Origin of the sequence: Cryptosporangium sp. NPDC048952 (genome assembly GCF_043197895.1) — a bacterium.
Taxonomy (GTDB): Bacteria; Actinomycetota; Actinomycetes; order Mycobacteriales; family Cryptosporangiaceae; genus Cryptosporangium.
This window is the reverse complement of record NZ_JBICTY010000012.1, coordinates 1-15,711: the sequence shown is the minus strand read 5'-3', so window position 1 is coordinate 15,711 and position 15,711 is coordinate 1. Positions and strand designations below refer to the sequence as shown.

Genomic DNA, 15,711 nt, shown 5'->3' with positions numbered 1-15,711 from the left:
CGCCTTGCCCGCAAGGCATTCTGGGCGTCGGCGACCCAGAGCCGGTTGGGCCCGGCCGCGGTGAGGTTCCGCTCGACCAGGTCGATGGCCGGCGACGCGTCCGGGTTGCGCCGGGTACTGGAGCCGGTCTTCCAGCCGCGTCGCAGATACGCGCCTTGCCAGCCTTCACGCGCCATCAATCGCTCGACACGTTCCGGCCGACGCGGATGTCGTCGCGGCGTAACTGCTGGTGGAGGCGGTCAGCGCCGTAGGTGCAGCCGGACGTCGTCCAGATCTCGTGGATGTTCGACAGCAGGCCGAGGTCGACCTCGTCGCGATCGGAGGGCGCCGCGGCCTGCGCGACCCAGCCGTAGTAGGTCGAGGAGGAGATGCCGAGGACCCGCAGCAGGAACGCGACCGCGTAACGATCACAGTGTTCGTCGATGAACCTCATGACCGACGCCCGGTCGGGTCGGTGAAGTCGGCCCAGGACGCGGTATCAACAATGTTGACCCGTTTTCCTGGGCCGCTTCCCGAACCCGGCGTGCACCTTTCAATGCACCGGGCTCTCCACAAGCCCCGGGAGGCGAGTGACAGGATTCGGTGCTCAGGCCGCTGGCCAGGGCGAGGGAATCACCGACCCGCGATAGCGATAGCGATAGCGAGTGGTACTTAGCTTCTCCGGATCGAAAAGCTGCCTGCTCTGGCCGCTTGGCCACCAGCCGCCCGCGCAATAGCGTCGGCGCAGTTCCTTCCACGTGCTCCGGCGGTGTTTCCGGCGCGGCCACCGCCAGACCGTCTGCCACAAATAGTGACTCAGGTAGGCGAAGGTGGCCGACGAAACGCCAGGACGGATGTACGCGCACCAGCCCCGCACGGCCGCGTTGAGCCGACGAATCAGCTCGTCTATCGGCTGGCTGATCTCGACCTGCCGACACAACGCCTTCACCTTGGCCCTCGCTGATCCCAGCGACTTCTTGGCCGGATAGGTATAGACGTAGTGCCTGCTGGTTCCGCGTTTGCGGTGACGCTGGATACGCCACCCGAGGAAATCCAGCCCGTCGTCGATCTGGGTGATCAGGGTCTTCTCCGGAGAGAGCCGCAGCCCCATCCCGGCCAAGACCCCGACGATCTGTTCCTTCAGCTGCGCGGCGTGCTCCCGGGTGCCCGAGATGAGCAGGCACCAGTCGTCGGCATACCGCACCAGCCGGAAGTTGGGCTGGCCCCGGCGTTGCCGCCGAGCCCGTTCCAACTTGCTGCTGCCCGGACCTCCCGGCTCCTCGGCGATGGACTCGTCCAACACCGATAGCGCCACATTGGACAACAACGGAGACAGAATCGACCCCTGCGGGGTCCCGGCGGTGGTCTCCTCCAACTGACGATCCTCAGTCAGGACACCGGCTTTCAGAAATGCCTTCACCAGGCTCAGGACGCGTTTGTCTGCGACTCGTCGACGCATCCGGCCCAGCAGCGCCGTGTGGTCGATGTTGTCGAAGCAAGCCGTGATGTCTCCCTCCACGATTCACTCGTAATGACGTGGACGCGTGTTCATATAACGAATCTCGGCCACCGCGTCATGAGCCCGGCGCCCCGGACGGAACCCATAGGAGCATGGGAGGAAATCCGCCTCGAAGATCGGCTCCAGCACCAATTTCAAGGACGCCTGAACCACCCGGTCAGCGATCGTGGCGATCCCCAACCGGCGCACCTTGCCACCGGCCTTCGGGATCAGCCGCTCCCGCACCGGCAACGGGCGGAACGAACGCTCCCCCAACCCGGCGCGAAGCCGGTCGAGGAACTCCTCTGTCCCGATCCGCAGCACGATCGACAAGGCGGTCCGCCCGTCGACCCCGACGGTCTTGGCGCCTTTGTTACCCCGCACCCGATCCCACGCCACCAGCAGGAACGCCGGATCGGCGACGAGATTGAACAGGTCGTCGAACACGCGAGACCGATCCTCACGCGCCCAACGGTGCAGCTTGGTCTGAATCCCCAGTACCCGAGCCTCGGCCTCTTCCAGCGCCGATTCCGGTTCGTCGGTGTTCACCGGCGACAAATCCCCTTTCCGGATTCTCCTGGCCTTCCAGCATCCGCAACTGCCTGGCTTGCTGGCCCCCTTCGCCCTGCACCCGGCTTTCCCGGGCTCCAGCAGCGGGTCGTCACGCCCGCGACTACTACGAGGCCTCCGCCCCGACCCGCCACTCCACAGCGGCAACGCGCCTGCCCCAGTCCCGTCCTGGATGGACGGCTTCCGGGGCGAGCAGCGGTCGGTTCCCACGTTCACCCAGCAATCGATCGGCCAGTGAGGCACCCAGCTCTACTCCGGCAGCATCGCCGCGGCTACGCCGCAGACCTTCACCACGGCCTCCCCACCGTCGGAGCTACACGGCTTCGGAGTCCACCCACCCACCTCACGGCGCGACGGGTCGTGCGCTGCACACCGGCCCAGATCCACCAGGTTTCGAGCCGGCTTCGCTCTTACGGAGCGTCAACCACTGGTTCACTCACGTTGCACCTTCTGGCCTCGCCCGGCAGGCCCGCACCGTCTGGCAGTTCCAGCGCGTCCTGCCAACGTCAGGGCCGCTTGCCACCCTCACCGCCGTCACACGGGTCAGGCTGCCCTCCGGCTTCGACCGGGCCGCTGCGACGACCCGGCGGGAAGGTCTCTCACCCTCCTCGATCACTCAGCGCTATATGGCGCACAGCTCCTGGGCGAAATACGCGCTCGCCGCGCAAAATCTCGTTCGCCCCGCTTTAACTCGGCCAGTTCTTTGCGCAGCCGCCGGTTCTCCTCGGCCATCTCGGTCGTCGGCCGGTCGGTGCGTTCGCCTTGATCAGCCTGGTCCTGACGGATCCAGTTGCGCAACGCCTCGGGATGCACCCCGAGTTGCTCGGCCAGCCGCTTGATCACCGGCTTCGGGTCGGCCTCCCGATACAACCGGACCGCACGAGCCCGCAACTCATCGGGGTATTTCTTCGGTGCCGCCACAGATGGTTCCTTCCCGCGGTCATCTGACCACGCTCAGAACACTCCGTAAGAGCCGGGGGAAGCTCAAACCCCTGGATGATGCCGGCCGCGTCGAGCCACACCCATGATGGTGTTCGGTCGAGGTATTCCGGGGTGACGCGGTAGCCGGCGGAGCCGTGCATAGTGCGGTGAGCCGCTCGGCGTCGGCGGCCTGGGCGGGCCGGATCACGCGACCAGCTCATCCCAGTCGATCACGCGGCCGGCCCAGCGGTCGACGCGCAAGTCGCCGCGCCACCCGACCCGGGCTGCCGGAAGGTCATGGTGATCAGCTGCGCTGGAGGTACCGAGTGCGCAACGGGCGCCTGCGCCGGAGCGCCAGCCGCGGGCACTAGCAACGTCCGTTCTGTGCAGGGCTGTTAACAAGTGCCACGAGGCAGGAGCCGCATCAGAGCCGCTAGCGATGTCCTATTAAGCCGTCGGCCGGTGCCCCCGACGCAATGGCCGGAGGCACAGTTCGACTCAGAGGGCGCTGAAGCCTGCGGCCTCCAGCACTTTGGTGCCGTCGGCGGAGAGGATGTAGTCGACGAACGCCTTCGCGCCGTCGGCGTTGGGGGCGTCCTTGAGCATGGCGATCGGGTAGGCGGTGGAGGCGTTCTGGTCTGCCGGGATCTCGATGCCCTTGACCTTCGTACCGGCGGCCCGGACGTCGGTTTTGTAGACGATGCCGGCGTCAACCTCACCGAGCGACACCGTAGTAAGCACCGACTCTACGTCGGCGCCGAGTGTCTTCGGCCAGCGCGTTCACCTTGCCGGGGTTGACCGGCGGCACTGCGATCTCCATAGTGTTCTGCGCGAAGTCCTTCGGGTCCTGAGCGTCGCCGTCCTTGACCACCGCGTCCATGATGTTCGTGCTCGCGGACGCGAAAACGTCGGCCGGTGCTCGTTGGCCGATGCTCGGCCAGCGCTGAGCCCGCTGCGAAGTTGAACTTCACGGTAACGCCGGGGTGGGCTTCCTCGAATTGCTTGCCGAGTGTCGAACGACTCGGTGAGCGATGCTGCGGCGAACACGGTGACGGTGCCGCTCAGCTAGTCGGCGGAGGCCGAAGCGGATGACGAGGAGCTGGTATCGCTGCTGTCCGATGATCCGCAGCCGGCGAGCAGCAGCGACGCGGCTGCGGCCAACGTGGCAGCGAGGAGGGCGGGGCGGCGCACGGATGCCTCCGGGGTTCGTCTGTCATCAGCCCGGTGCCGATAACTGCTGAATGGGCACTCAGCCGCGCGGACGCTAGCACCGCAGAAGCGGAACAGGGTCGGCCCTGTCGGTCGGATTCTCGGACACCGAAGGCTATTCTCTCCCTCAGACCCGGGACAACGAACCGAGTCCCGACGCTCGTCAACGGACGGGCGTCACACACACCTCGGCGTAGTCCTCGTCGCTGATGAGCGTGGGCCGGAGCGGCTTCGGTAGCCCGTCGCGTTCCACGTCCGCGCCGGTCAGAGGCGGGTCCTCGTCGAGGGTGGCCTGCTCCTCCGGCGTGTAGACGCGGCCGCGGATGAGGAACCGGAGGCCTTCGGGCGTCTCCAGGCTGAAGCCGCCGCCGCGTCCCGTGACGACGTCGAGCACCAGCTGGGTGTGTTTCCAGGTGGCGAATTGGCTTCCGGAGATCCACACCGGGACCCCGTGATCGGGTTCGACGGCGACGTCTTCGGAGGGGTCGAGGACGCCGAGCAGCACGTCGCGGTCGCCGATGATGAACTCGCCGTCCGGGTAGCACATGGGCGATGAGCCGTCGCAGCACCCGCCGGACTGGTGGAACATGACGGGTCCGTGCTGTGCCTCCAGCTTGCGGATCAGCTCCGCGGCGGGCGGTGTCTGCAGAACGCGGGAAACCATGCGCACCTCCTCCAGCGAGGGGCCGACCCGAAGGCCGGCCCCTCGGGTTCGATCAGAAGAAGCCGAGCGCCTTCGGCGAGTACGACACCAGCAGGTTCTTCGTCTGCTGGTAGTGGTCGAGCATCATCCGGTGGTTCTCCCGTCCTACGCCGGACTGCTTGTAGCCACCGAACGCGGCGTGCGCCGGGTACTGGTGGTAGCAGTTCGTCCACACCCGACCGGCCTGGATGTCGCGTCCGGCCCGGTAGGCGGTGGTCCCGTTGCGACTCCAGACGCCGGCGCCGAGCCCGTACAGGGTGTCATTGGCGATCTTGATCGCGTCGTCGTACCCGTCGAAGCTGGTCACCGAGACGACCGGACCGAAGATCTCCTCCTGGAAGATCCGCATGTCGTTGCGGCCCTCGAAGATCGTCGGCTGGACGTAGTAGCCGCCGTTGAGGTCCCCGCCGAGCTCGGCCCGCTCACCGCCGGTGACCACACGGGCGCCCTCACCCTTGCCGATCTGGATGTAGGAGAGGATCTTCTCCAGCTGGTCGTTGCTGGCCTGCGCACCGACCATCGTCTCGGTGTCGAGCGGGTTGCCCTGGCGGACGGCCTTCGTGCGGATCGCCGCAGCCGCCAGGAACTCGTCGTAGATCGGCCGCTCGATCAGCGCGCGCGACGGGCAGGTGCACACCTCGCCCTGGTTCAGCGCGAACATCGTGAAGCCTTCCAGCGCCTTGTCCTGGAAGTCGTCGTTTTCGGCGAGGACGTCGGCGAAGAAGATGTTCGGGCTCTTACCGCCGAGCTCCAGCGTCACCGGGATCAGATTCTGCGACGCGTACTGCATGATCAGCCGACCGGTCGTCGTCTCACCGGTGAACGCGATCTTCGCGATCCGCGGGTTGGACGCCAGCGGCTTGCCCGCCTCGGTGCCGAACCCGTTGACGATGTTGAGGACGCCCGGCGGAATCAGGTCGGCGATCAGCTCGGCCAGCACCAGGATCGACGCCGGGGTCTGCTCGGCCGGCTTGAGCACCACCGCGTTACCGGCGGCCAACGCCGGGGCGAGCTTCCAGACCGCCATCAGAATCGGGAAGTTCCAGGGAATGATCTGCCCGACGACGCCCAGCGGCTCGTGGAAGTGATAGGCGACGGTGTCGTGGTCGATTTCGGAGAGGGTGCCCTCCTGAGCGCGGATCGCGCCGGCGAAGTACCGGAAGTGGTCGACGGCCAGCGGCAGGTCGGCCGCCAGCGTCTCCCGGACGGGCTTGCCGTTGTCCCAAGTCTCGGCGACGGCGAGCAGTTCGAGGTTGGCCTCGATGCGGTCGGCGATCTTGTTGAGGATCAGCGCGCGCTCACCCACCGAGGTTTTGCCCCAGGCCGGTGCGGCGGCGTGCGCGGCGTCCAGTGCCTTCTCGACGTCGGCGGCGGTTCCCCGGGCGATCTCGGTGAACGGCTGGCCGTTGACCGGGGTCGGGTTCTCGAAGTACTGGCCGTTCGCCGGCGCGACCCAGTCGCCGCCGATCCAGTTCTCGTACCGCGACTTGTAGCTGACCGGGCTACCTTCTTGCCCCGGAGCGGCGTAGACGGCCATGGGAAAGACCTCCATCGCTAGCGCGTGACGCGCGCCACAGTGCGCGCGTCTGCGGCGACGCTAAGCCGCGAGACGTTGCAATCACGTTGCCGTGGGAGCTATCGGCCCATCCGCTGGTCCAGCCGTTCGAGATGCGCTTGCACGTAGGCGCGACGAGGCGAGCCGATGGGGAGGCCGAGCAGGCAGGCGGCCCACACCTCCACGTCGTCCTGCGCCTCGGGCAGTTGTGCGTAGCGCAGCAGCACGTCGACGGTCGCGTGCCGAAGAAGTACCCGGCGCAGCCGGGCGCGGCTCTCCTCCCGCAGCGCGACGACGAACGGCGCGGTCGAGCGGGGCAGAACCGGACCCGGGTAGTCGGCCAACGCCTGCTTGTGCGCGCCCCGATCGAGCAGCTTGACCAGGTCGTCGAGGTCCGTGCTCAGCGGCGTCAGCAGCCGGTACGGCCGCGAGGCGAGCACGCCCTGTCCGAGCAGGCGGCGGAGCCGGGACATCTCGGCCCGGACGGTGACCAGCGCGGATTCGCCGTCAAAGATCTGAACGGCGAGCTCGTCCGCGGTGAGGCCCCGCGGGTGCCGGGCGAGGGTCAGGAGCAGCTCGGTGTGGCGCATCGTCAGCCGCTGCTCGCCGGCACCGCCGAGCCGCAGCAAGCCGCCGCTCGATGTGCCGAGCACCGACAGGTAAGCGGTGCCGCGTGCCGCCTTGCGTCGCGGGCCCTCCTGCAGCCGACGGAGGCGCAGCTGGGCCTCGGCCGCCGCAGCGGCCGCGCGAACCAGCGTCAGCGCCTGCGGTGCAGCAACGTGCTGCCCGCCAGTGACGTCGAGGACACCGAGCAGCCGCCCGGTCTCCGGGTCATGCACGGGAGCGGCCGAGCAGCTCCACGCCTGGGCGGGAAGGCTGAAGTGCTCGGCGGCGAAGATCTGCACCGGATGGTCCAGAGCCAGGGCGGTGCCCGGCGCGTTCGTGCCGACCCGCTCCTCGCTCCAGATGCTGCCCTCGACGAACGACATCTCCGCCGCCCGCGTCCGCAGGCCCGCCTCGCCCTCCACCCAGAGCAGCCGCCCGCCCTCGTCGGCGACCGCGACCAGCAGCTCGGAGTCAGTGGCGTCCCGTACCAGTAGCTCCCGGACGACCGGCATCACCGCGGCGAGGGCGTGCTGCTCCCGGTAGGCATGGACATCCTCGGCGCGGGGCGCGGCGGGCTCGGCCGGGTCGACGCCGCTGCGCAGCGACCGGCGCCAGGAGTCCAGAACCACATCGCGGACGCCACTCGGCGGCGCACCGGTGGCGAGGAACGATTCGTGGGCACGGGCCAGCGCCCTGCGGACCCTGGGCGGGTCGGAGCCGCTCGGTAGGGCGAGCCACGGGCTGGCTAAGGAGGTAGGGGGCGTCATTGCACGCACCTCCATCGGTGTCTACCCGACAGTAGTCTCACTGTGACTTCTGCGGGTGCCAAGACGTCAGCAGGCCTCCAGGGGCGTATGGATTGCGCTGGTGGACAGGGCATTGACGCCAATGCGGGCGAGGTCGTCGAGACGCTCGGCCGAGGCCTGCGACACCGCGTCGTCGGCTAGCACCGTGCGATAGTCCCGCTCGCTCGCCTCGAACAGTGTCGCCCGGGGGCAGTTGGGAAGGGGCACCCGGCGACGACGAGCGTGTCGATGTCCTGCTCCCGCAGCCAGGAGTCCAGTTCGGTGCGGTAGAAGGCGCCCCACCGTAGTTTGAACAGTGCGATCTCCCGATCGGATGCGGGCGGCCGGAGAGCAGCAGCGCGGCGTCCAGCGGGTACGGGCCGGCGCCGTCGTCGACGAGCCCCGGCACGATGCCGGAACCCGCGGAACCGGGGGCGACTACCGCGCCGCCGGCCTCGATGAACTCCCGGCGCGCAAGATCGCCGTCGGATCCGCCCGGAGGGTAGAGGCGGACGATGTGAACGATGGGCCGCCCAGCCGCGCGGAACTCGGCGACCAGCCGAGACCGGGCCGGCACGACCGCACCGGTGCCGGGAACCGGCATCAGATCGCCCTCGGCGAAGTCGGCTTGCACGTCGATGATGATTAGCGCGGAAGCCGGCCAGTGCGGTGCGGTGTAGGCATTCATGACGTCGGTCCAGCCGGTCGCCCGGCCCCCGTCCGCGACTGTTGCGAGGACGAGGACCGGGCGTTCGGTCACGTGGTGACGCTGTAGGAGTGCGCGCCGACGCCGGCGAGGTGGCCACCGTCGACGATCAGGTACTCGTCGCGGATCGGCGTCTTCCCGAAGTAGGACTCGAGAATTTCCCGGGTGCCGGCCGCGTAGCGGGCCTGCGCCGACAGCGAGGATCCGGAGATGTGCGGGGTCATGCCGTGGTGCGGCATCGTGCGCCACGGGTGGTCGGCCGGGGCGGGCTGGGGGTACCAGACGTCGCCCGCGTACCCGGCGAGTTGCCCGGATTCCAGGGCGCGCACGATCGCGTCACGGTCGACGATCAGGCCCCGGGCAGTGTTGATGAGGTAGGCACCCCGGCGCATTGTCGCCAGCAGGTCGTCGCCGAACAGCTCCTGTGTCTCCGGGTGCAGGGGCGCGTTGATCGTGACCACGTCGAGGTTCGGCACCATGGCCTGCGTCGACTCGTGGAACGTGAGGCCGAGCTCGGCCTCGACGGACGCCGGCAGGCGGTGCCGGTCGGTGTAGTGCAGGCGGACGCCGAACGGCGCGAGGCGTCGCAGTACAGCCAGGCCGATGCGGCCGGCGGCGATCGTGCCTACCTCCATGCCCTCCAGGTCATAGGAGCGGGCGACGGCGTCGGCGATGTTCCAGCCGCCGTCGCGGACGATCTGGTGGGCCGGCAGATAGTTGCGGACCAGCGCCAGGATCGACATCACGACGTGTTCGGCGACGCTGATGCTATTGCAGAACGTCACCTCCGCCACCGTGACGCCGTGGGTGATCGCGGCGTCGAGGTCGACGTGGTCGGAGCCGATGCCGGCGGTGAGCGCGAGCTTCAGGTTCGGTGCGGCCGCTAGGCGTTCCGCGGTCAGGTAGGCCGGCCAGAACGGCTGGGAGATGACGATCTCCGCGTCGACGAGATGCCGTTCGAACTCCGTGCCGTCCTTGTCCGAGAGCACGACCAGTTCGTGGCCGAGGCCTTCCAGGTAAGCGCGGAGACCGAGTTCGCCGGAGACGCTACCGAGCAGCTCGCCAGGGGTGAAGTCGATCGCGGACGGGGTCGGCAGGGTCTGTCCGCCGGGATAGCCGGTCAGGGCCGGGAGGGAGTCCCGGGCGTAGGTCTTCGGATGGCCGTCCACCGGGTCGGGGTAGAGCACGCACAGCACCTTGGCCATGGCCGCCTCCTCGCGGTCGCCTGTATGTCGTATACAACGATCGAGGTAGCGGACCGACTGATCAAACGCACTCCGTCGATGTGCTGATCGACGTTGTTTATTACGGTGGCGTGCATGCCGGGCGAAGTAATGATCCGCCAGCTTGAGTACCTCGCCGCACTCGACCGCGAACAGCACTTCGGCCGCGCCGCGGCTACCTGTCACGCCACCCAGCCGGCGCTCTCCGCCGCGCTGCGCAAGCTCGAACGACAGCTCGGCGTCACGATCGTCCGACGCGGCCGCCGCTTCGACGGGTTCACCCCGGAAGGCCTGCGAGTCGTCGGGTGGGCGCACCGAATCCTCGCCGAACGTGACGCGCTGCGCATCGACCTGGACCGGATGCGCCATGGGCTGACCGCCACCGTCCGGCTCGGCGCAATCCCCACCGCGGTCCCGGCGACGCCCCTGATCAGCGAGGCGATGATGGCGAAGCATCCGCTGGCGCGGATGCGGATCGAGGTGCTGCCGGCGCCAGAGATCGTCCGCCGTCTGCATGCCTATGAGCTCGACGCCGGTCTGACCTACCTGCCGGAAGCTCCGATCGACGAGTCGCAGGCGCTGCGCCTCTACCGCGAGCGGTATGCGCTGCTGACCCCGGCTGATGGACCCCTCCATGACCGGGAAACCGTCGAGTGGGCCGACGCCGCCACGCTGCCGCTGTGCGCGCTCGTCTCAAGCATGCAGAACCGCCGCATCATCGACGAAGCCATGGCCATGGCCGGCGTTACCCATGTGCCGGTGATCGAGGCCGAGACCGTGGACGCGTTGTACGCGCACCTGGCCACGGGGGCGTGGTCGGGCGTCATCGCGCACACGTGGTTACGCGCGTACGGAGTGCCTGCGGGGATGCGCACGATTCCGCTCGCGTCCCCAGCGCCGAGCCCGGTGGTGGGACTGGTCACCGGCGACCACGGCCCGTCATCGATGGTCGCCTCCGCCGTATTGGACGCCGTTCGCGCCGCAGACCTCGTTCAGGCACTCGCTTAGCGGCGCGGCGGTCCATGTGTTTCGCCGCCACGGCTGCGTTAAATGACGTGAGTGTCCGACCGGTCGAAGGAGATGGCGTCAGTGCCGCTGAGTATCCGTAACCGCTTCGCCGGCACGGTGACCGCTGTCGCGGTCGGCGAGGTGATGAGCACCGTAAAGGTCCGCCTCGCCACCGGGCAGGAAGTCACCGCGGCGATCACCGCCGAAGCAGTCGAAGACCTCGGACTGGCCGAGGGCGACGACGTCCAGGTGCTGGTCAAGTCGACCGAGGTCGCCGTCGCGACCGGCTCGGTGGAGGGCATCAGCATCCGCAACCGCCTGCCCGGTGTCGTGGCCACGGTCGACCACGGCAACGTCATGACGACGGTGAGGATCACGCTGGCCGACGACAGCGTGCTCACCGCCGCGATCACCCGGGACGGCGCCTCGGAGCTGGCGTTGGAGCCCGGGACGCGGGTGACCGCGCTGATCAAGTCGACCGAGGTCAGCATCGCGGTGCCGTAGCCTCGGCCCCGCGCGGGGGTCAAGACGCGCTGCGGCGGCGGAGCGTGGAGGGGGCCACTCCGCTCTCGGCGGCTATCCGGGTCCACGGGTGGCCGCGGGCGCGGCGGTCGGCAACATAGTCGGCGAGCGACGCGAAGCCCTGGCGACGGGCTGCGGTCTCATCGCGTGCGACGGCCTGTCGGCGCTTGGTGGCGTGCGCGACGATCGAGATGCCGTGCCGCTTCAGCGCAGCGATGACCGCTCCGCGCGACATCCCGACCTCGGCCGCGATCGCCCGCACACTGCGATGTTCATCGACGTGACGGGCCACCAGATACGCCCGGGCATCAGCGAAGCCGCCGCGCTGCGCGGCGGCGGTGAACGGGGCGTCCGCCCGCCGGTCGGCGGCCTCGGCCCAGTGCCCGGCCAGCTCGGGCACCAGCTTCGGCACGTGTCGTGTCATCCAGTCCTTGTGCAGGCCGGCCTCGCGGCTGATCGCCGCCAGGCTGACGTCGGCGTCGAGCCGGTTGCGCAGGTAGCCGCGGAAGTCCGGGAAACCGAACCGCGCCGCGAGGGCGGACGCGACCTCGTCGAGGTGGCGTTCGGCGCGACGGCGGACGCCGTCAGCGCGAGCCTGAGGGTTGATCCGCGCCAGGTTTTCCAGCGTCTTCGCCCGGCGCTCGAAGGGTTGCGCCCGGCCGGAGGCCGCCGCGCTGGCGGCTGCGGTCAGCGCCCCGCTGCGGGCACGGACGCGTGCCCGGCTCTGGGAACGCAGCAGGGACGGTTCGAGGGCCTGCCGAGCGGTGAGCGCGGCAGAGCGGCGTTTGCGGGTGGCCGCACCGGTGAGCGGGTTAGTCAGCTCGAGCCCGAATGCCTCGATGTAGGCGGCCTTCGCCCAGCCGTGAACCCGCAGATGGCTGGCGACTGACAAGAACCACGCCCCGCACAGGTGGCAGCAGACCCGATCCCCGTCGACGAGGAGTTGACCCGGTGGCGCGTAGCACGGCGTGCCGTCCGGCAGATATCCGACTTCGGCCATGTACCACCCCGATCCAGTAGTCACAGTGTGATTAATCGGTAGTCATGATGAGACTACTCGTACGACTCCTGATCGGCCCGGTAATGGCGCGAAGTCGCACTACGCTGACGCCCGTGCTCGCCGCCCCCGCGCTGTCGCTGCCGGAGTGGATCGTGCTGACGCTCGTCGACGAGGCCCCCATGCACGGTTTTGCGATCGCCGCGCTCACCGCCGAACACAACGACGTCGGCCGCGCCTGGCACGTGCCGCGCCCGATCGTCTATCGCAACCTCGACCGGCTCACCGAACTCGGCCTCGTCCGCCGGGAGGCGACCGAGGCGGGCCGACGCGGCCCACAGCGCTCGATCCTGACCACCACGCCAACCGGCGCCGCCGCCGTGCAGGACTGGCTCCGGCGACCTGCCGCGCACGTCCGCGACCTTCGATCGGAGCTGCTGGTCAAGCTGGCGCTACTGCTGCGCCGCCACCTCGCACCACACGAGCTGATCGCCGCGCAGCGCACTGCACTTCTGCCGGTCCGCGCAGCACTGGGCCAGCAGCGGGCCGCCGACGACGGCTTCGGTCTCATCCTGACCAGCTGGCGCGTCGAGAACGTCAACGCCGCGCTGCGTTTTCTGGACTCCCTCGAGGACTCCCTCGAGGACTCCCCCGACGCGTCCGCAACGGCCGGATCACGCCCAGAGGCATGACCGGTTCCAGCCGACCTCGGTGCGGTCGTAACGCAGCCGGAGGTGGTGACGGCTCGGGTCGCCCTGCCAGAACTCCACGCTGACCGGCCGGACCCGCCACACGGTCCACCCCGGGTCGACGAGATCCGGCTGCGCCTCCAGCAGTTGCCGCGCGTCAGCGAGCAGGCGGTCCCGCTCAGCCGGCCCGGGCAGCGGCGCGCTCTGCCGACCGGCGAGCGCGAGGACGCGCGCCTCCAGCGCGCGGGCGCGGAAGTCCGCGGCGGCAGTGGCCGCGCTCGCGCGCTCGGCAACGCCTCGCAGCCGGACCGCGCGGGCCAGCGGACTCCAGTAGACCGACAGCGCACACGCCGGATTCGCTGCCAGCTGCCGTCCCTTGGCCGACCTGTCGCCGGTGGCGATCTCGCACACCGCATCGTCGCTGACGTCCTTGAGCACCAGCACGCGCGCGTCCAGGCACCCATCGGCGCCGATAGTGGACAAGGTGACCGCGTACGGCTCGGGAACATAATGCGCGATCGCGACGCGCAGCCAGTCGAGCAACAACGCGCCCGGCCCGTCCGGGGGCCGATGCCGGGTCGAACGGCGGTGGGGTGCCGACGATCGAGGGCAGGGCCCGCAGCGTCTCCCGCATCAGGCTGCTCCAGGGCTCACAACGGGCACCAATGATCCCTCACACGTCGGCTGCCTCCGCGGAGACCGTAGCGCAGGTCCCAGGCTTCGTCGCCGAGATCGGATGCCAGCCGGTCGACGTAGCCGGCGGCCGTGGCCTCGTCGACGAAGCTCCAGGCCGAGCATGAGGTGCGGGCCAGGGGGTCGAGCAGCATTTCGGAGCGTCCGTAGTGGGCCTCGTTGAACTCGCCGGTGCCAGCGTTTGCGTGACAGCCGGTGCCGGTAGTCCGAGTAGGCCACCCCGATGCGCTGGTAGGCGGCATCGCCCGCGTCGCGGTCCTGGAGCCGACTGGTCATTTCCGCGCCACGCCGGTGACCGTACCGAGCTACCCGCGCAGCACGCTCTCGGTTTTCGGCACGGGCAGTAGGTCCCCCGGCGCGCCGGGTCTCCAACTCGGAGGTAAGACGACGAGGCCTTCTGCGGCGGCCACGGTGTGCAGGCTGCCGGACCGGGCGTCGGGCTCGATGTGCGCGTCAATGGCGCCGATCCGGACCGGAACCAGGCGGACGACGTCCGCACCGGCGGCGACCACGAGCGCGACGGAAACGTGCCGGTGCCGCGTCTGCTGGGTAGCGAACCTCGCCCTATCTGCTGAGCCCGCGGTGCGACCACCCGAAGAGATCGAAATGCCGCGCGCATAGTTCCGCAAGTACGGGGTGATTCCTGCGTTTGCGCCGTGAGTACTGCACTATTGTGTCTGCCTCGCCGCAGTTGCATTCTGGAACCATGACCCTGGTAGGACGCAACCGCACCGATAAGGTCACGACCCTGCTCGGCCAGGTCCTGCTCAGCCGAGCCGGCGACCAGCCGCTGGACGTGGTCGTCGACGGCCCCGCCGAACACGCGGCGACCTTCGCCGATGCCCTCGCTGTCGCCTTGGCCGCCCAGGGCCGGGAGATCCTCCGCCTCACCGGCGACGGGCCCGCGATCCGTCGGCCCGCCGCCCCGAGCCCCACCACCGTGGTGCTGGCGGACGGCCCGTATTGGCGGACCGGTGAGACCTGGGACGCCGTGATCTACCTGCGTACCGCTCCGCGCGGCGGCGAACACAACCGCGAGCGTGGCGCGCAGATCATCGTCGACTACCACGATCCGGCCTGGCCGATCGTCCGGCACATCGACGCTCGCCTGGTCGACCCCGACACCTGGCACATCCCGGAGAGCCGCGCTTTCTTCGCCCCGCGTGCGGCCACCTGGGACACCAAGTTCGGTGACGACTTGCCCGCCTACGCCGCCGCCGTCACCGCAGCCGGCCTCCCCGCCGGCGCCACCGTCCTGGACCTCGGGTGCGGCACCGGCCGTGCACTGCCTGCGCTGCGCGCCGCCGTCGGCCCTACCGGCACCATCCTCGGCGTCGACATCACCCCGGAGATGCTCGCGGTCGCCCGCCGGCGCGGCGACGCCGCCTGCTTCGCGCTCGTGTTGGCCGACGCCCGCCACCTCCCGCTCGCCGACCGCAGGGTCGACGCGATTTTCGCCGCCGGACTTATCCAGCACCTGCCCGACCCGCAAGCGGGCCTGACTGAACTCGCGCGGATCACCCGGCCCGGCGGCTCCCTCATCGTTTTCCACCCCTCCGGACGCGCCGCGCTCGCCGCCCGCCACGGCCGCGTCCTGCACCCCGACGAACCCTTGAGCCCGACCCGGATCGGCCCGTTACTGGCCACGACCGGTTGGCAGCTGACCTGCTACGACGACCCACCGCACCGATTCTTCGCCACCGCCACCCGCCGAGGAAAGCCGACGCCGTCCTAGGCCTCGGGCAATGACACTGCTCATCACCCGCCAGTTGGTCGCGTGGCCGATCGCGTGGCCACTGCTCCAGTCTGTCTTCGGCGTCCTGTGCGTCGGTCTCCGACGGACTTCCAGACCGTACGGGGCGCCATGAACATCTCCCTCAATCGCGGCACCGAGTCGCCCGGAAAGCACGGACCCGATCACGTTATGAACCGCCGGCCGCACCACGCCTCACCCGGGACTGCCCAGAGTTCAGTTGACTTCGGCGGTTGAGCGGAGTCAGGCCGCGTGAGCGGTGTGGTGGAGTGTCTCGTATTCGATCGGGGTCAG

Annotated in this window: 15 protein-coding genes and 3 pseudogenes; 4 read left to right on the top strand and 14 right to left on the bottom strand. The window is 69.2% G+C overall.

Annotation, left to right across the window (positions count from 1 at the left end):
• Positions 1-175: 175 nt before the first annotated feature.
• The 10 genes and pseudogenes from ACGFY5_RS43335 to ACGFY5_RS43290 all read right to left on the bottom strand — a co-directional run bounded on the left by ACGFY5_RS43335 (position 176) and on the right by ACGFY5_RS43290 (position 9,737).
• Positions 176-433: an IS3 family transposase gene (locus ACGFY5_RS43335; protein ID WP_392730741.1), complete on the bottom strand. Its 258-nt coding sequence runs from the start codon at positions 431-433 to the stop codon at positions 176-178.
• Between the two features lie 153 nt (positions 434-586).
• Positions 587-2,026: pseudogene (ltrA, locus tag ACGFY5_RS43330) on the bottom strand (group II intron reverse transcriptase/maturase).
• 633 nt (positions 2,027-2,659) lie between these two features.
• The gene (locus tag ACGFY5_RS43325) at positions 2,660-2,968 is read right to left on the bottom strand and encodes a transposase (RefSeq protein WP_392730739.1); all 309 of its coding nucleotides are present in this window, start codon (positions 2,966-2,968) and stop codon (positions 2,660-2,662) included.
• A gap of 498 nt (positions 2,969-3,466) precedes the next feature.
• Positions 3,467-3,848: pseudogene (locus tag ACGFY5_RS43320) on the bottom strand (extracellular solute-binding protein).
• 492 nt (positions 3,849-4,340) lie between these two features.
• Complete coding sequence (locus ACGFY5_RS43315) at positions 4,341-4,841, bottom strand: DUF779 domain-containing protein (RefSeq protein WP_392730737.1); 501 nt, start codon at positions 4,839-4,841, stop codon at positions 4,341-4,343.
• A 52-nt stretch (positions 4,842-4,893) separates the two neighbouring features.
• Complete coding sequence (gene adh / locus ACGFY5_RS43310) at positions 4,894-6,417, bottom strand: aldehyde dehydrogenase (RefSeq protein ID WP_392730735.1); 1,524 nt, start codon at positions 6,415-6,417, stop codon at positions 4,894-4,896.
• Between the two features lie 98 nt (positions 6,418-6,515).
• The gene (locus ACGFY5_RS43305) at positions 6,516-7,808 is read right to left on the bottom strand and encodes a GAF domain-containing protein (RefSeq protein ID WP_392730733.1); all 1,293 of its coding nucleotides are present in this window, start codon (positions 7,806-7,808) and stop codon (positions 6,516-6,518) included.
• A 176-nt stretch (positions 7,809-7,984) separates the two neighbouring features.
• The gene (locus ACGFY5_RS43300; RefSeq protein ID WP_392730864.1) at positions 7,985-8,317 is read right to left on the bottom strand and encodes an isochorismatase family protein; all 333 of its coding nucleotides are present in this window, start codon (positions 8,315-8,317) and stop codon (positions 7,985-7,987) included.
• A gap of 41 nt (positions 8,318-8,358) precedes the next feature.
• Positions 8,359-8,430 (bottom strand): annotated as a pseudogene (locus ACGFY5_RS43295) (hypothetical protein); the annotation flags it as partial.
• 152 nt (positions 8,431-8,582) lie between these two features.
• Positions 8,583-9,737, bottom strand: coding sequence for an NAD-dependent formate dehydrogenase (locus ACGFY5_RS43290; protein ID WP_392730731.1), 1,155 nt, complete (start codon positions 9,735-9,737; stop codon positions 8,583-8,585).
• Between the two features lie 114 nt (positions 9,738-9,851).
• On the opposite strand from ACGFY5_RS43290, the gene ACGFY5_RS43285 reads away from it, so the two are divergent.
• Positions 9,852-10,763 carry a LysR family transcriptional regulator gene (locus ACGFY5_RS43285; RefSeq protein WP_392730730.1) on the top strand — a complete coding sequence of 304 codons (912 nt, stop codon included), beginning with the start codon at positions 9,852-9,854 and terminating at the stop codon, positions 10,761-10,763.
• Positions 10,764-10,835: 72 nt separating this feature from the next.
• Positions 10,836-11,267 carry a molybdopterin-binding protein gene (locus ACGFY5_RS43280; RefSeq protein ID WP_392730862.1) on the top strand — a complete coding sequence of 144 codons (432 nt, stop codon included), beginning with the start codon at positions 10,836-10,838 and terminating at the stop codon, positions 11,265-11,267.
• 19 nt (positions 11,268-11,286) lie between these two features.
• On the opposite strand, the gene ACGFY5_RS43275 is transcribed toward ACGFY5_RS43280, so the two are convergent.
• Entirely contained in the window at positions 11,287-12,285 is a 999-nt protein-coding gene (locus ACGFY5_RS43275; protein WP_392730728.1) for a hypothetical protein, read from the bottom strand.
• Positions 12,286-12,398: 113 nt separating this feature from the next.
• Here ACGFY5_RS43275 and ACGFY5_RS43270 point away from each other — a divergent pair, with 113 nt between their 5' ends.
• Positions 12,399-12,974 (top strand): PadR family transcriptional regulator, encoded by a 576-nt coding sequence (locus ACGFY5_RS43270; protein WP_392730726.1) that lies wholly within the window; start codon positions 12,399-12,401, stop codon positions 12,972-12,974.
• Here ACGFY5_RS43270 and ACGFY5_RS43265 read toward each other — a convergent pair.
• The 3 genes from ACGFY5_RS43265 to ACGFY5_RS43255 form a co-directional block, all read right to left on the bottom strand.
• Positions 12,957-13,514 carry a pyridoxal 5'-phosphate synthase gene (locus ACGFY5_RS43265; RefSeq protein ID WP_392730724.1) on the bottom strand — a complete coding sequence of 186 codons (558 nt, stop codon included), beginning with the start codon at positions 13,512-13,514 and terminating at the stop codon, positions 12,957-12,959. The genes ACGFY5_RS43270 and ACGFY5_RS43265 overlap by 18 nt on opposite strands.
• A 107-nt stretch (positions 13,515-13,621) precedes the next feature.
• Positions 13,622-13,798: a hypothetical protein gene (locus ACGFY5_RS43260; RefSeq protein ID WP_392730721.1), complete on the bottom strand. Its 177-nt coding sequence runs from the start codon at positions 13,796-13,798 to the stop codon at positions 13,622-13,624.
• Between the two features lie 171 nt (positions 13,799-13,969).
• Positions 13,970-14,176, bottom strand: coding sequence for a hypothetical protein (locus tag ACGFY5_RS43255; RefSeq protein ID WP_392730718.1), 207 nt, complete (start codon positions 14,174-14,176; stop codon positions 13,970-13,972).
• A 194-nt stretch (positions 14,177-14,370) separates the two neighbouring features.
• On the opposite strand from ACGFY5_RS43255, the gene ACGFY5_RS43250 reads away from it, so the two are divergent.
• Positions 14,371-15,399, top strand: a complete 1,029-nt coding sequence (locus ACGFY5_RS43250; RefSeq protein WP_392730715.1) for a class I SAM-dependent methyltransferase — start codon at positions 14,371-14,373, stop codon at positions 15,397-15,399.
• Positions 15,400-15,711 lie beyond the last annotated feature (312 nt).

What these genes read in the sequence shown, in the direction of transcription:
- ACGFY5_RS43335 (WP_392730741.1), bottom strand. Translation starts at nt 433, where the DNA reads ATGAGGTTCATCGACGAACACTGTGATCGTTACGCGGTCGCGTTCCTG.
- ACGFY5_RS43315 (WP_392730737.1), bottom strand. Translation starts at nt 4,841, where the DNA reads ATGGTTTCCCGCGTTCTGCAGACACCGCCCGCCGCGGAGCTGATCCGC.
- adh (WP_392730735.1), bottom strand. Translation starts at nt 6,417, where the DNA reads ATGGCCGTCTACGCCGCTCCGGGGCAAGAAGGTAGCCCGGTCAGCTAC.
- ACGFY5_RS43305 (WP_392730733.1), bottom strand. Translation starts at nt 7,808, where the DNA reads ATGACGCCCCCTACCTCCTTAGCCAGCCCGTGGCTCGCCCTACCGAGC.
- ACGFY5_RS43290 (WP_392730731.1), bottom strand. Translation starts at nt 9,737, where the DNA reads ATGGCCAAGGTGCTGTGCGTGCTCTACCCCGACCCGGTGGACGGCCAT.
- ACGFY5_RS43285 (WP_392730730.1), top strand. Translation starts at nt 9,852, where the DNA reads ATGCCGGGCGAAGTAATGATCCGCCAGCTTGAGTACCTCGCCGCACTC.
- ACGFY5_RS43280 (WP_392730862.1), top strand. Translation starts at nt 10,836, where the DNA reads ATGGCGTCAGTGCCGCTGAGTATCCGTAACCGCTTCGCCGGCACGGTG.
- ACGFY5_RS43275 (WP_392730728.1), bottom strand. Translation starts at nt 12,285, where the DNA reads ATGGCCGAAGTCGGATATCTGCCGGACGGCACGCCGTGCTACGCGCCA.
- ACGFY5_RS43260 (WP_392730721.1), bottom strand. Translation starts at nt 13,798, where the DNA reads ATGCTGCTCGACCCCCTGGCCCGCACCTCATGCTCGGCCTGGAGCTTC.
- ACGFY5_RS43250 (WP_392730715.1), top strand. Translation starts at nt 14,371, where the DNA reads ATGACCCTGGTAGGACGCAACCGCACCGATAAGGTCACGACCCTGCTC.